General features: G+C 55.4%; 13 protein-coding genes. 10 read left to right on the plus strand and 3 right to left on the minus strand.

Annotation, left to right across the window (positions count from 1 at the left end; all coding sequences use genetic code 11):
• Nucleotides 1–9: 9 nt before the first annotated feature.
• The 3 genes from SOP95_RS02585 to SOP95_RS02595 all read right to left on the minus strand — a co-directional run bounded on the left by SOP95_RS02585 (nt 10) and on the right by SOP95_RS02595 (nt 3,241).
• Nucleotides 10–1,539 (minus strand): flavin monoamine oxidase family protein, encoded by a 1,530-nt coding sequence (locus SOP95_RS02585; RefSeq protein ID WP_033049647.1) that lies wholly within the window; start codon nt 1,537–1,539, stop codon nt 10–12.
• A 362-nt stretch (nt 1,540–1,901) separates the two neighbouring features.
• Nucleotides 1,902–2,093 (minus strand): hypothetical protein, encoded by a 192-nt coding sequence (locus SOP95_RS02590; protein ID WP_157214459.1) that lies wholly within the window; start codon nt 2,091–2,093, stop codon nt 1,902–1,904.
• 134 nt (nt 2,094–2,227) lie between these two features.
• The gene (locus SOP95_RS02595; protein ID WP_323605912.1) at nt 2,228–3,241 is read right to left on the minus strand and encodes an AraC family transcriptional regulator; all 1,014 of its coding nucleotides are present in this window, start codon (nt 3,239–3,241) and stop codon (nt 2,228–2,230) included.
• 324 nt (nt 3,242–3,565) lie between these two features.
• Between SOP95_RS02595 and SOP95_RS02600 the strand changes: the two genes are divergently transcribed.
• The 10 genes from SOP95_RS02600 (at nt 3,566) to actP (ending at nt 14,919) form a co-directional block, all read left to right on the plus strand.
• Complete coding sequence (locus SOP95_RS02600) at nt 3,566–5,074, plus strand: CoA-acylating methylmalonate-semialdehyde dehydrogenase (protein WP_007948283.1); 1,509 nt, start codon at nt 3,566–3,568, stop codon at nt 5,072–5,074.
• Nucleotides 5,075–5,125: 51 nt separating this feature from the next.
• Nucleotides 5,126–5,899 carry an enoyl-CoA hydratase gene (locus SOP95_RS02605; RefSeq protein WP_007948284.1) on the plus strand — a complete coding sequence of 258 codons (774 nt, stop codon included), beginning with the start codon at nt 5,126–5,128 and terminating at the stop codon, nt 5,897–5,899.
• Between the two features lie 26 nt (nt 5,900–5,925).
• Nucleotides 5,926–6,816 (plus strand): 3-hydroxyisobutyrate dehydrogenase, encoded by an 891-nt coding sequence (gene mmsB, locus SOP95_RS02610; protein ID WP_007948285.1) that lies wholly within the window; start codon nt 5,926–5,928, stop codon nt 6,814–6,816.
• 2 nt (nt 6,817–6,818) lie between these two features.
• On the plus strand, nt 6,819–7,913 hold the full coding sequence (locus SOP95_RS02615) for an enoyl-CoA hydratase/isomerase family protein (protein ID WP_323605914.1): 1,095 nt from the start codon (nt 6,819–6,821) through the stop codon (nt 7,911–7,913).
• 23 nt (nt 7,914–7,936) lie between these two features.
• Nucleotides 7,937–9,088, plus strand: coding sequence for an acyl-CoA dehydrogenase family protein (locus tag SOP95_RS02620; RefSeq protein WP_323605916.1), 1,152 nt, complete (start codon nt 7,937–7,939; stop codon nt 9,086–9,088).
• Between the two features lie 71 nt (nt 9,089–9,159).
• A complete protein-coding gene (locus SOP95_RS02625; RefSeq protein WP_323605917.1) occupies nt 9,160–10,344 on the plus strand; it encodes an acetyl-CoA C-acyltransferase family protein in 1,185 nt (394 codons plus the stop codon).
• A 314-nt stretch (nt 10,345–10,658) separates the two neighbouring features.
• A complete protein-coding gene (locus SOP95_RS02630) occupies nt 10,659–11,468 on the plus strand; it encodes an AraC family transcriptional regulator (RefSeq protein ID WP_007948289.1) in 810 nt (269 codons plus the stop codon).
• Nucleotides 11,469–11,602: 134 nt separating this feature from the next.
• Complete coding sequence (panB, locus tag SOP95_RS02635; protein WP_007948291.1) at nt 11,603–12,403, plus strand: 3-methyl-2-oxobutanoate hydroxymethyltransferase; 801 nt, start codon at nt 11,603–11,605, stop codon at nt 12,401–12,403.
• A 543-nt stretch (nt 12,404–12,946) separates the two neighbouring features.
• A complete protein-coding gene (locus SOP95_RS02640) occupies nt 12,947–13,258 on the plus strand; it encodes a DUF485 domain-containing protein (protein ID WP_007948292.1) in 312 nt (103 codons plus the stop codon).
• The gene (gene actP / locus SOP95_RS02645) at nt 13,255–14,919 is read left to right on the plus strand and encodes a cation/acetate symporter ActP (RefSeq protein WP_323605922.1); all 1,665 of its coding nucleotides are present in this window, start codon (nt 13,255–13,257) and stop codon (nt 14,917–14,919) included. Before SOP95_RS02640 ends, actP begins: the two co-directional genes overlap by 4 nt.
• The last annotated feature ends 9 nt before the right edge of the window (nt 14,920–14,928 follow it).

The following is a 14,928-nucleotide window of genomic DNA, read 5'->3' on the forward strand; positions in this document are numbered from 1 at the left end:
ACTCCGGTCTCAAGCAGCCTTCGGGCTGGCGACAATGTGGGTGTGCAGGCGTTTGATGGCATCCAGCGACGATAGGATTGCACCCTCCATCCACGCCGGGATGTAGGAGGCATGCTCGCCGGCCAGGACAATTCGGCCGTCAATCTGGCAGAGGTTTTTGTAGTGCTGCTGACGAGACTCCTCAGTCCACAAACCATAGCAGCCGTTGGTCCAGGGCACCCGGTGCCAACCAACTGCAATGCCATTCTCGAATTCGCTGGTGTACTGGGGGTGGACTTGGGCGCCGTACTCGACGGCTTTCTGCACGCGCATTTCCGGTTTCATCGCGGTGAATTCATAGGCATTCGGTCCGAACAGGTATCCTCCCAACAAAACACCCTTCCCCGGCTTGCCGTAGTCGGTACTTGGGTAGCTGATCCTACCGATAGGGGTATCGGTGTAGCTAATGCCACCATAGATATGCTCGTCCTGCTCCCAGAAGCGCCGCTTGAACTGGAGTCCAACTTTCACAGAGGCTTCGTAAGGCACAGCACGGATAGCGTTCATCATGGGTGGGCTGACATCGATCGGCAGTTGACCGAGGATCGACAAAGGTAGTGTACAGACGCACCAGTCCGCGGTTTCCTGTAACGGACCGCCAGTGCCATCAGTATTCTGATAAGTCACTGTGACCCCTTTGTCACCCTGCTGAATTCGAGTGATTTTGGCGTTGTAACGAATGAGATCGCCTACCTGCTTTTCGAAGGCTCGAGCGATCATGTCCATCCCTCCCACAGGCTGGAAGATGCTGGTCTGAAATTCGTATTCCTGACCCGTTGCAATGCTTTTCCAGAGATTGGAATCGAGCAGGGCCTTACGATCCAGTGGCTCTGATGGCACCGCTTCAGGCATCAATCCGCCGCCTACGTCTACTGCGAATCCTCGACGCAGACTCGTCTCGAGCGACTTGCGATAGCTGCTGTTAGCGTCCAGTGCACCCCAACTACGCATAACCTCCAGCAAGCGCTCTCGATCTTCTCGAGTCAGGGCCTGATCCAGAGCATTCTGATTGACCGCCTTGCTCAGCAACTCAGCCACATGGCCTTGAAAGTCTGCCTGCACTTCACGATAACGTTGTGGTTTACCGCCGAACGCTTTAGTGGAGTGAACCATGGCGTTGTAGTTGACTTGAACAAATGGCTCAAGAGCGACACCGAACTGATGGCAGTAATCAAGCACTGCGTGGTGGTGGTAGGGAATTCGCCATGGGCCAGGGTTCAGGTATAACCCTTTATCAAACTGGCAATGCTGAGTAGCCCCTCCCAACTCAGTGAATCGATCGCCTCCACGCAATGTCCAGCAACGACCACCAGGCTTTGCATTAAATTCAAGAACCTTGACTTTGTAACCCGCTTTACGAAGCTCGAAAGCTGCGGTCATTCCTGCAAGTCCTGCACCTAGAACCAATACACTGGTCCCCATAGGTGCACCGCTTAATGCAAATGTGCGGTCGTAGTTTGACTCTGCTGCGAAACTCAGCGAATTCATTGCCTGATACATGGCCGCAGCGCCTGCGGTTACACCGATCCAGTTCAGTACTTGGCGTCGAGTTAAAGCCATTCCGTGTTCTTGCATATCAATGCCTCATCAGGATAAAAACCAATGGCAATCGAAAATTTCGGCAATTAACGGGCATCGACGTTTTCTGTTTAATCTCCTTCAGCAGAAGTGGAAACGTCGTGCCAACACCGAGACTTTTGAAGACGAATGGCAGAGTGACCGCTTCTTGGGTGACCAAGTTGACAAGCGGACACTGGAATTTATTTTTATTATCAGAAGGCGCTAACTTTTCCTCTTGCTCATATAGTTGAGCACGTAGCGCCTTCGTTATAGTCTTTTTTATTTAGAATGCTTATGTGATTTCAAGCCGGCGATCGCCACATGTAGTACAACACCATTGTTGAAAAAAAGCCGAAGGCCACGCCAGTTGCAAGCGAGATTTTGTTCCCCATGACGCAACCGAAAGCACCACCTACAACAATGGATAAAAGTAAAAACAGTGTATCGCCACCCTTAAAATCAGGACGAACAACCAAGCTCGAAAAACGATGCACAAAAGCCTCCTACATCAGTGACAATCAGGTAAAGATGTTCAGATGTAAGCTGACTGTATCGCTTGCCCTATCTGTTGGATTGTACGTTTGTAGGTGATGGTGTTTTTAATCAAATATCGGTGTACGTCGTGCGATTAGATCGGTGCGTTGCCCGGGCGCCTATACGCCCCTGGTGTACTGCCTGTCCAGCCACGAAACGCACGGTGAAACACGGCGTTGGAGTCAAAGCCTAAACCCAAGGCGATATGGCTGATAGAGAGGTCGGTGTGTATGAGCTGCTGCACGGCGATATCCCGACGCAACGCATCCTTGACCATCTGGTAACTAGTGCCCTCCTCCTTGAGTCGGCGCGTTAACGTGCGGGTGGAGAGCAACAATGCATTGGCTGCGCTTTGGATGCTGTCGTCACGCTTGAGGTTTGTGAGCAAATACTGACGAACCTGCTGCGCCACCAGACGTTCCTTCAAGGTGGTGAACAGCCAGTAGCGCGGAGCTACCTGCAGGAACGGCAGCAGCTCCGCCTTGCTGCGGCGAAACTGCGTATCTGCCCACTCCACACCAAAGCACAACGCCGTGCAGGGCTGATCAAAGCTGATCGGCGCGGGAAATATATGCATATATTCCGCGGCGTACACAGGCTTGGCAAAGGAGAACATCACACTGTGAAGCGGAATTTCCTGGCCGGCCAGCCACGACGCGACTCCGTGGGCCAGTTTCATCATCAGCTCATGCCCCCAGCGTTGTGCGTTGGCTGTGGAGTCGCGCGCCTCCAGGGAAATCACCACCTGACCCGACTTTTCTCTGTAGTCGAGCTGATAGTCATCGAGCAGCAAGTTCCAGAATCGAGTGAAGCGGTACATGGCTTTGCCCAAGGAGCTTGCATCAAGCAGGCTCGAGCATAGGTATTTGAGGGTGCCGCTACGAATACGACGGGAGAATTGCCCCATCACCTCGTCATCCGTACCCAATGCCACCTGCTGATACAAGCGCACGAATTGATCGTAAGTCACCCGTGCACCTGGCGCCTCCAGTAAGTGGGTTGCAATGCCCGCTGCACTGACGAAGGTCTGAATGTCAGCGGCACTGCTGATGTTCAACGCCCCTTGTAAAAGCCCCTGAACGAAGGTCATGGGCAACGTGTTGTCCACTGGATGATCCACCTGCTTCGCTCCTCTGAGCACAACTGAACTGGCGTGATATGCAAACTAATCGGCGGATCGGGTTATTTCAAGCCCGATGGTGCGCTGGCTAAGCTAGGCCCATATCGCGAATCAAAGCAACCTTGATCGAAAGACGGCTTGAACTAACCCTCAAAAAAAGTGGCCGTTAATGCAAATCAATGGAGGCCGCAGCGCCTTTGTTCAGCCTTCGTTAGATCAAGAAAAGTCCTCAGATTTTGCCACCCACCAAGGACCGGCAAACCGATCATCCCACCTGATAACAAGGGCCTCATCGCCCCGGAAGAAAAAACAATGGCTGACAATAGCGTCCCAACCGTAAAGCTGCTGATCAACGGCAAGCTGGTCGAATCCAAAACCACTCAATGGCGTGATGTGGTCAATCCGGCTACCCAGGAAGTGTTGGCCCGAGTGCCCTTTGCCACCACCGACGAAATGAACGCCGCCGTTTCCAGCGCTAAGGAAGCCTTCAAGACTTGGCGCAAAACGCCAATAGGCGTCCGCTCCCGAGTATTCCTCAAGTATCAGCAGTTGATCCGCGAAAACATGAAGGAACTGGCGGCGATTCTCACGGCCGAACAAGGCAAAACACTGCCGGATGCAGAGGGGGATGTGTTCCGCGGCCTGGAAGTGGTCGAGCATGCCGCCAGCATCGGCAACTTGCAGCTGGGTGAACTGGCCAATAACGTGGCCGGTGGTGTGGACACCTACACCTTGCTGCAACCGTTGGGTGTCTGCGCTGGTATTACCCCATTCAACTTCCCCGCGATGATCCCGCTGTGGATGTTTCCAATGGCCATTGCTACCGGCAATACCTTCATCCTTAAGCCCTCCGAGCAGGACCCGATGGTCACGATGCGCCTGGCAGAACTGGCGATGGAAGCCGGCGTTCCACCAGGCGTACTCAACGTGATTCACGGTGGTGTGGAAGCAGTCAACTTGATCTGCGATCACCCCGATATCAAGGCCGTTTCCTTTGTCGGTTCGACCAAGGTCGGTACACACGTTTACAACCGCGCCACGTTCAACGGCAAACGTGCACAGTGCATGATGGGCGCGAAGAACCATGCAATCGTCCTGCCCGATGCGAACAAGCAGCAGACGCTGAACAATTTGCTTGGCGCTGCATTCGGTGCGGCCGGCCAACGCTGCATGGCCCTGCCTGTTGTGATCCTGGTCGGCGAAGCGCAGAGCTGGCTGCCAGACCTCATCGAAAAAACCAAAGGCCTGAAGATCAGCGGCGGCGCCGAGCCTGGCACCGATATTGGCCCGGTGGTGTCCTGTTCGGCACTGGATCGAATCAGCAGCCTCATCGCCACTGGCGTTGAGCAGGGCGCAACGCTTGTGCTGGATGGCCGCAATCCAGAGATTGCGGGCTATGCCCAAGGCAACTTTATCGGGCCGACCATCTTTTCCGACGTCACCACAGAAATGGCCATCTACCGAGAGGAAATCTTCGGTCCGGTGCTCTGTGTATTGCATGCCGATACCCTGAATGATGCCATCGAGCTGATCAATGCCAACCCAAATGGTAACGGCACTGCCCTCTTCACCCGCTCAGGCGCGGCTGCCCGACACTTCCAAGAGGAAATTGATGTCGGTCAGGTCGGGATCAACGTGCCGATCCCGGTCCCAGTCCCACTGTTTTCCTTCAGTGGCTCACGCGCGTCCAAGCTCGGCGACTTGGGTCCGTACGGCAAGCAAGTGGTGCAGTTCTATACCCAGACCAAGACCATCACCGAACGCTGGTTCGATGAAGACGAGGTCAGCGGCCCAGTCAACACCACCATCACTCTGAAATGAAGCAACAGGCCGGCGCCATTTGCGCGCCGGCCTGATCTGGGAGTCTGCGTCATGCAATTTGAAACTCTGCTGTTGGAAATCCACGAACGCGTTGGCCTGATCACCCTGAATCGGCCGAAGTCACTTAATGCCATCAATAGTCAGGTGATCGCAGAGCTGAACCAAGCCTTGGACCACCTGGAAAAAGACCCGGCAATTGGCTGCATGGTCATCACCGGGTCCACAAAAGCCTTCGCCGCGGGTGCGGATATTAAAGAGATGGTGGAGTTCACCTATCCCCAAGTGTTCCTCGATGATTTCTTCTCTGCTGCCGACCGTATCGCCAGCCGACGCAAGCCGTTGATCGCTGCTGTTGCCGGCTATGCCTTGGGGGGCGGTTGCGAACTGGCACTGATGTGCGACTTCATCTATGCCGCCGACAACGTCCGCTTCGGTCTGCCGGAAATCACATTGGGTGTGCTTCCAGGAATCGGTGGCACACAACGTCTTGCCCGCGCAGTGGGTAAGGCCAAAGCCATGGAAATGTGCATGAGCGGTCGCCAAATGGACGCCGAAGAGGCCGAGCGGTCTGGCCTAGTCGCCCGCATTTTACCGGTCGACAGCCTGCTGGACGAAACGCTCAAGACCGCCAGGGCGATTGCTGAGCGGTCGCTGCCGGCGACCATGCTGGTGAAGGAAAGCGTCAACCGGGCCTTCGAGTCCAGCTTGAGCGAAGGCGTGCGCTTCGAACGTCGGGTATTCCACTCAATCTTCGCCACAGCAGATCAGAAGGAAGGCATGGCAGCCTTCGTCGAAAAGCGTCCAGCACAGTTCAAGCACTGCTGACACCCGCCCATTAACAAGGAATCACCATGAAAATTGGCTTCGTAGGACTCGGCAACATGGGTGGGCCAATGGCCCTGAACCTGATCAAAGCTGGCCATGTAGTAACCGTATTCGACTTGTCGGCAGCCTCACTGGCGCGTCTGGTTGAGGCAGGGGCCGCGGCCGCGGAATCTCCAGCTGCCATCGCCCAAGGCGACGTAGAGCTGATCATCACCATGCTGCCCGCTGCTGCACATGTGAAATCCGTTTACCTGGGCGCCGAAGGCATTTTGGCTCACGTCCGCCCCGGGGTTTTTCTGATCGATTGTTCGACTATTGATCCACGCACTGCTCGTGAAGTGGCCAAGCAGGCGTTCGGAAATGGTAATCCAATGCTCGACGCTCCCGTCTCCGGCGGAACCGGTGGCGCAAGTGCCGGGACCTTGACCTTTATGGTGGGTGGTTCAAGCGCTGACTTCGACCGTACTTGGCCGATTTTGGCGGCGATGGGCAAGAACATCGTGCACTGCGGCGATTCCGGCAACGGCCAAGTCGCCAAGGTTGCCAACAACATGCTGCTCGGTGTCTCGATGATTGCAGTTTCCGAGGCCATGGCGCTTGGCGTTTCTCTGGGGATGGACGCTGGTGTGTTGGCCAGCATCATCAATACTTCCAGCGGTCGCTGCTGGAGTTCGGACACCTACAACCCCTTCCCTGGCGTACTTGAAAACGCGCCTGCGGCTCGTGGATACACCGGCGGCTTTGGCACCGACCTGATGCTCAAAGACTTGGGACTTGCCAGCGAAGCGGCCCAACAGATCGGCCAACCGGTCCTCCTTGGTGCGTTTGCCCAGCAGCTCTATCAAAGCTTCAGCGCACAAGGCAATGGCAGCCTGGATTTCTCCGCCATCATTAACATGTATCGCAAGGGCGCCTGAACATGAGTGATGTCGAAGCGTCTGTTCTGGCTGCAGTACGCAACCGCATCGGCCACCTGACACTGAATCGTCCGGGCGGTCTCAATGCGTTGACGCTGCCTATGGTCCGTCTGCTCCAGCAGCACCTGCGAACCTGGGAGCAGGACCCGAACGTAGTTGCCGTGGTATTACGCGCAGCGGGAGAGATAGCATTTTGCGCTGGCGGAGACATCCGCATGCTTTACGAAAGCCATATGTCAGGTAACGGTCTGCATGAGCTTTTTCTCGAAGAAGAATATGCGCTCGACGAATACATCCATAACTACTCAAAGCCCCTTCTAGCCTTAATCGATGGTTTGGTTCTCGGAGGGGGCATGGGGTTGGTGCAGGGGGCAACCCTGCGGGTTATCACCGAACGCACGCGCATGGGCATGCCCGAGGTGGGTATTGGATTTTTCCCCGACGTCGCTGCCAGCTATTTTCTGCCACGTTTGCCTGGCGAGTTGGGGATTTATCTGGGGGTCACCGGAATCCAGATACGCGCCGCAGATGCCCTTTATGCAGGCCTGGCCGACTGGTGTATCACCAGTTCCCAGATCCCCGAACTGGATCATTGTCTCAACAACATGAGTTGGACAGACCAGCCACTATCGGCCTTGCAAGCGCTACTCGCCACACTGGGCGTCAACAAGTTCCCAGGTTCGGAGCTCAAGGCGATGCAGCCCGCCATAGACCGGCACTTCGCTGAACCTGATCTTGCCTCGATTCGTGCGGCACTCCTGGCAGAGCCCTCTCCCCAGTTCCAAGACTGGGCAGAAGAAACCGTTGATGTACTGGACAGCCGCTCTCCGCTGGCAATGGCCGTCACTCTGGAATTATTACGCCGTGGTCGGAATTTGTCCCTGAGCGAATGTTTTGCCCAGGAACTGCATCTGGATTACCAGTGGTTCGACAAAGGCGATCTGATGGAAGGCGTACGTGCCCTGATCATCGACAAGGACAAGAACCCGGCCTGGAATCCACCGACCTTGGCTGAGCTTGACCCGGCACGGGTAGAAGCATTTTTCAGTGATTTCAAGTCCACCACCTGCGCGCCACAGCGGCTTGTCACTGTTTGACCCCTTGATAAGAGAGATACCCGATGCACGACCTCGAATTGACTGAAGAGCAGCGAATGATTCGCGACATGTCCCGCGACTTTGCTCGTCGTGAGATCGCGCCGAAAGCCGAATACATGGAAAAAGCCAGCTGGATCGACGACGTCCTGGTGAAGCAGATGGGCGAACTTGGTCTGTTGGGAATGGTGGTTCCTGAAGAATGGGGTGGCACTTACATCGACTACGTCGCCTATGCCCTGGCCGTGGAGGAAATTTCGGCCGGTGATGGTGCCGTCGGTGCACTGATGAGTATTCACAACTCCGTCGGTTGTGGTCCGATTCTGAAGTTCGGCACGCAGGCACAAAAGGATTTCTGGCTAGCAGATCTGGCTAGCGGGCAAGCAATCGGCTGCTTCTGTCTGACCGAACCGCAAGCAGGATCAGAAGCGCACAACCTGCGAACACGTGCAGAACTGCGCGACAGCCAATGGGTGCTTAACGGTGCAAAGCAATTCGTGAGCAACGGTAAACGCGCCAAGCTGGCCATCGTGTTTGCCGTGACCGATCCGGAGCTCGGCAAGAAAGGTTTGTCGGCGTTTCTGGTGCCCACCGATACACCAGGTTTTACGGTCGACCGAAGTGAACACAAGATGGGGATTCGCGCATCAGATACCTGCGCGGTCACCTTAAACGATTGTCGAATTCCCGAAGCCAACTTGTTGGGGCTGCGTGGAAAAGGCCTGTCGATCGCCCTGTCCAACCTGGAAGGTGGACGCATCGGGATCGCCGCTCAGGCGCTCGGTATTGCTCGCGCTGCGTTTGAAGCAGCACTGAATTATTCACGTGACCGTATCCAGTTTGGCAAGCCGATCAGCGAACACCAAAGCATCGCCAACATGTTGGCTGACATGCACGTGCAGCTTAACGCTGCCCGCCTCATGATCCTGCATGCAGCACGACTGAAAAGCGCCGGCCACCCCTGCTTGTCGGAAGCCTCGCAGGCAAAGTTGTTCGCGTCAGAAATGGCTGAGCGTGTGTGCTCAAAAGCCGTACAGATTCATGGTGGTTACGGGTACCTGGAGGACTATCCAGTAGAGCGCTATTACCGGGATGCCCGCATTACCCAGATTTATGAAGGCTCCAGTGAAATTCAACGTCTGTTGATTGCCCGGGAACTGGCGCACTACACAATTTAAACATCTCGATGAGCGCTAGGTCCGACGGTTGGGCTCGCTCGAAACTTCATCTATCAAGAATGGAGCCCACAATGGCCCTAGCAGAAGTTTTTTTCGTCGGTACGGCACGGACTGCCATCGGTAGTTTCGGCGGAGCCTTAAAGGATATTCCCCTAGGCGATCTGGCCACCGCAGCAGTCAAAGGTGCCCTCACCCACGCAGGCATCGACGGCCAACAGGTTGATCATGTGGTGATGGGGAATGTGATCCCAACCGCGCCACGGGACGCCTACCTGTCAAGGGTTGCAGCAATCGGGGCAGGTATTCCCAAGGAAACGCCAGCGTTCAATGTTAACCGCTTGTGCGGCTCCGGCTTGCAAGCAATCGTTTCCGCCGCGCAGGGTATCCTGCTTGGCGATTTTGGGGTTGCTGTAGCGGGTGGTGCAGAGTCCATGAGTCGCGGCCCCTACCTCATCCCCAGCCTGCGCTGGGGGAGTCGGCTGGGTGACAGTCAGGCCGTGGATTACATGAATGGGATTCTTCACGATCCTTGGAAAAGATCCCATATGGGGATTACTGCTGAAAACATTGCCGAACGATATGGCATTTCACGTGAAATGCAGGATCAGTTGGCACTTCAGAGCCAACATCGGGCTGCACACGCCATCGCAGAGGGCCGCTTCAAGACGCAAATCGTGCCGATGGAAGTGCAGGTGAAGAGAAGGACCGTGCTGTTTGATACAGACGAAAACGTACGCCCCGACATCGACATCGAACAACTGGCCAGGATGCAGCCAGTCTTCCAACAGGGTGGTACTGTGACCGCCGGCAACGCATCCAGCCTCAACGACGGAGCGGCGGCCCTCGTTCTGGCTGATGCTAATGCAATCAAGCAACACAACCTTAAGCCAATTGCCCGTCTTGTGGCCTATGCGCATGCCGGCGTTGAACCGGATTACATGGGCATTGGCCCCGTTCCTGCCACTCGCATGGTACTGAAGCGTGCTGGGCTGGGCATTCAAGACATTGATGTCATCGAGTCAAACGAGGCTTTTGCAGCGCAGGCTTGTGCCGTGGCCCAACAACTGGAATTCGACCCGGCGAAGGTCAACCCCAATGGTTCCGGGATTTCACTCGGACATCCGGTTGGTGCCACGGGGGCAATCATAACGATCAAGGCTATTCATGAGCTGCACCGCACACGCGGACGGTATGCGCTGATAACGATGTGCATTGGCGGCGGACAAGGCATTGCAGCCATTATTGAACGGGTTTAAGTCGACCACGAACCAATAATTTTCTGCAAGGGGCGTGACCGGAAGCCACCGGTCCGCTCCTCCAACTAAAATCGACGCCCCCCTAATTTACAATCCGCCAACCACAAACGTACAAGCCATGCACAACCCCGTTTGCTTATGCTCTGACTAACCTCCGCAGGCGACGTATCGAAACGAAGGCGGCGCTGCAAAACATCGCATGAGACCCTTCTTACAGCACTAATTTTCGGGCGTCCCCTAGGCCCAGTTATTGCCGAAATCGACCATGCTATCCTGAATCGCGTTTTATATTGCAATCGCACCGGTGCGCCACTATGCAAGACGACCAATCGAAACGGGACTGGGTGATACATGCGCCTCTGACCTCGAAGGTCGAGCGGTTTGAGGCGTTCTTTGGCTCACACGCCTTCGACCCACATCGACATGATACGTATGCCATCGGGCGTACGATTTCCGGTGTACACCGGTTTCATTACCGCGGCGAATCGAAGCTGTGCTTGCCCGGTGAAACCATGATCATTCACCCGGATGAAGCACATGACGGTTGCGCCGGTTCCGAAGCAGGATTCCGGTATCGCGGCGTGTATGTTCCACCGTCCCTGGTCCAGGACATTGTGAAGGGCGCTCCCCTACCTTTTCTTGCCGCCGGCATTACACGTGACCCTCGCTTGGCCGCTGCCGCTGATGTGCTGCTCAATACCTTGGACGCCGATCTGGACTCGTTGGCGGAGGACGATGCTCTTTACACCTTCGTCAGTACTTTGGCAGAGGTCGCCGGGCATCCCATGACCAAAGCCTCCCATCATTTTGCGGCTGCCGCTCTCGCCCGCGAATACATTGATGACAACCTCGACCAGCCGATCACGCTCGACGACCTTGCTGACTGCGCGGGGCGAGATCGCTGGAATCTATCGAATGATTTTCGCGCGTTCTTCGGAACCAGCCCACACCGGTACCTCACACTTCGGCGCCTGGATCGTGTGAAAGCGCTCGTTCTGGCGGGGCAAGCGTTGTCGGACGCCTCGATAGAAGCGGGATTCTTTGATCAAAGTCACATGACCAGGCATTTCAAAAAGGCATTCGGACTTTCGCCTTCGCGCTGGTGCAATCCTCGAAAGGATTAGTTAATCACTGACTCCGTCACAAGCTCACCCTTGAAGCTCATGCCCACGCAAGTTTCGCTGAGGGGCCCTGCCCGCTCGTAACCGAAACGTACTCCCGCCTACTCCCGCGGAACACTGTCACAAGGACTTTTTCAATGCCTGATATCACTCTCACCACTCTGCATGGGCTCAAAGCTCGCGGCGAAAAAATTGCCATGCTGACCTGCTACGACGCCACCTTCGCCCAAGCGGCAAGCTCCGCCGGTGTGGAAATGCTCTTAGTAGGTGACACGTTGGGCATGATTTTGCACGGACACGACAGCACGCTACCGGTGCAGGTAGAAGACGTTGCCTACCATACCGAATGCGTCAGGCGCGGCAACGTCGGCGCCTTCATCGTCGCGGATCTTCCATTCATGAGTTACGCCACCGTTGAGCAGGCTCTGCAGAGCGCTGGTCGCCTGATGAAGGCCGGCGCACACATGGTCAAGCTGGAAGGAGATCGATGGTTGGCCGAATCGGTCAAACGACTGACCCAAAACGGTGTGCCGGTATGCGCACACCTCGGCCTGACGCCGCAATCAGTCAACGTTCTCGGCGGCTTCAAGGTCCAGGGGCGAGACCCGGTTCGGGCGCGTCAGTTGATAGAAGACGCGATCACATTGGAAGAAGCTGGCGCTGCAATGTTGTTAGTCGAATGTCTGCCTAGCCCATTAGCCGAGCAACTCAGTCAAGCCGTAAGGATCCCGGTAATTGGCATCGGCGCGGGCGCCGGTACTGATGGCCAAGTGCTGGTACTTCACGACATGCTTGGTCTGTCCCTGACCGGACGCACCCCAAAATTCGTGCGCAATTTCTTGACGGGACAGAACAGTATCCAGTCCGCGTTGCAGTCCTACGTAGCGGCAGTTAAAAGCCGCGAGTTTCCTGGCGCAGAGCACGGATATGCAATGTGATGACGTTGTTCTCGAGCACCGTAAAAATTAGTGGGGGACGCAGAGCGCGTGCGGGCTGGTTCTCATTACGGGAGTGGCGTGTTTTGCAAATTAATCGGCGGATCGGGTTATTTCAAGGCTAACGGGTCACTGGCTAAGCTAGTCCCAAGATCTAGTTAGCCTGATTGGTACACCTTTTTGGTAAACAACGCGCATTGGCCGCTAATGCAAATAATCTGAGGATTGCAAAATCGGTAACCAGCCGCCAAGTGAGCGGTCAACCTAGAACAATAAAGGGAATCGCTGCATAGCTAGACCCGGTAACGCGGCATCCTCATTTCCATCTATCAACTTGAAGCTACATTCACGCACCACTTCAGTTGCCACGAGGTAATCAAGACCGGACACGACGTCCATAGCACCTGAGAGAGTTGGTTCATCGCGCAGTTTGCTGCGCACTTGAACTCTCTCGGGTTGCCCTGCAGCACCTGCCATTCAAGAGCATGGCAGCCCCATAACAAAAAAACTCCAGCCAATAACAATTAAAGTTTAAGGAGCTCAAATATGTCATCGCACCCCGTCTATCAGGCCCTGCGGAGTCATCCACAGTATCAAACACTGGTTCAACGCCGTAGTCGTCTCGCCTTTACCCTCAGTGCCATCGTGTTAGGACTTTACTCACTGTTTGTCGCTGCGGTCTCGTGGCATCCGCAACTACTGCTGCATGTGCCTCTGGGAGGTGGTCTCACCACCGGCATATGGTCCGCACTCATCCTTATCATCGGCTCCTGGTTACTGACCGGGCTGTATGTTTTTCGGGCAAATAATCAGTTCGACAAATTGACCCAGGCGCTGTTGTCGGAGGTGAAAGCATGAAATCGCTCACACGACTGTTGTTGGTACCATTGCTCTGCTTCACCAGCATTGCGGCCATTGCACAGACAGTCCAACCCGGCACGCACGGGCCAAACATGACAGCGATCGCGATTTTCCTGGCGTTCGTGATCACAACCATCGGCATTACTTATTGGGCGGCCGGCCGAACACGTTCTGCCTCGGATTTCTACACCGCGGGTGGCGGTATCAGTGGTGTGCAAAACGGCTTTGCCATCGCTGGCGACTACATGTCGGCAGCCGTATTGCTTGGCGTTTCCAGCATGGTATTCGCCACAGGATTCGATGGAATGATCTATTCGGTCAGCGCTATTCTCGGATGGCCGCTGATTATGTTCTTGATGGCCGAACGACTAAGAAACCTTGGACGCTACACCCTCGCCGATATCATTGCCTATCGTCTCGACCCTGTGGGCACCCGCCTGTTTTCGGCCTTCAGTTCCTTTGTCATTGTGTGCTTCTACCTGATTGTGCAAATGGTCGGCGCCGGGCAATTAATCAACCTTCTGTTCGGGCTCGACTACGAAATTGCTGTTATTTGTGTCGGCGTGTTGATGGTGGTCTACGTAACGTTTGGAGGCATGGTCGCTACTACCTGGGTGCAAATCATCAAGGCGGTATTATTGCTCAGCGGGGGGATTCTGTTAACGCTACTGGCCTTTCAGCACTTTGGCTTTAGCATCGAGCACATGATCGACAGTGCCGTAGCCAGCCACCAGAGTGGTAAGCAAATTCTTGGCCCCCTGAAAATCGCCACCGACCCGCTCTCGATGATTTCGCTGTCTCTCGGGCTGGTGTTTGGTATCGCTGGACTGCCACACATCATGATGCGTTTCTTTACCGTCCCCGATGCCAAGGCCGCCCGTAAGTCAGTGCTCGTTGCCTACGGTTTAATTGGTTTGTTTTTCATACTGGTCTGCATTCTAGGCACCGCTGCGATCAGTATCGTTGGTCAAGACCCGCAGTACTTTGAACAAGGCGTCATCGGGGGCCCGCTGCTTGGCGGCGTCAACATGGCGATCATGCACTTGGCCCAAGCCTTGGGTGGCGATCTGATGTTCGGGTTCCTGGCCGCCGTTGCATTCGCCACTATTCTCGCGGTGGTTTCCGGATTGGCCCTGGCCGGTGCCTCTGCCATTTCTCACGACCTGTATGCCAATGTACTGTGTAAAGGCAAACCTGACAGCAAAAGTGAAATGCGAGTTAGCCGCTGGGCAACCATCGGTCTAGGAGTCGTCGCTGTTGCTCTGGGGATTCTCTTCAAAGGACAAAACGTCGCGTTCCTGGTAGCACTGGCATTCGGGATTGCTGCCTCTTCCAACTTCCCGATCCTGCTGCTGGCCATGTATTGGAAAGGTCTGACAAGCCGTGGCGCCATTTGGGGCGGGTTGAGTGGGCTGGTCAGTTCATTGGCGTTGGTCTTGCTGTCTCCGGGTGTATGGGTCAAAGTCCTGCATCACCCCGAGGCACTTTTCCCCTATGACTACCCTGCGTTGTTCTCGATGCCATTGGCATTCGTAATTGCCTGGGCGGTCTCATGCCTCGACCACAGTCCGAGTGCCAATGTTGAGCGTGACGCCTTCGAGCAACAAAGCGTACGCGCCGAAACTGGATGGGGCGCTGAAAAAGCCGCGCAACACTAATTGGCTTGA

It is taken from the genome of Pseudomonas sp. YuFO8 (genome assembly GCF_035065025.1).
Taxonomy (GTDB): domain Bacteria; phylum Pseudomonadota; class Gammaproteobacteria; order Pseudomonadales; family Pseudomonadaceae; genus Aquipseudomonas; species Aquipseudomonas putida_AE.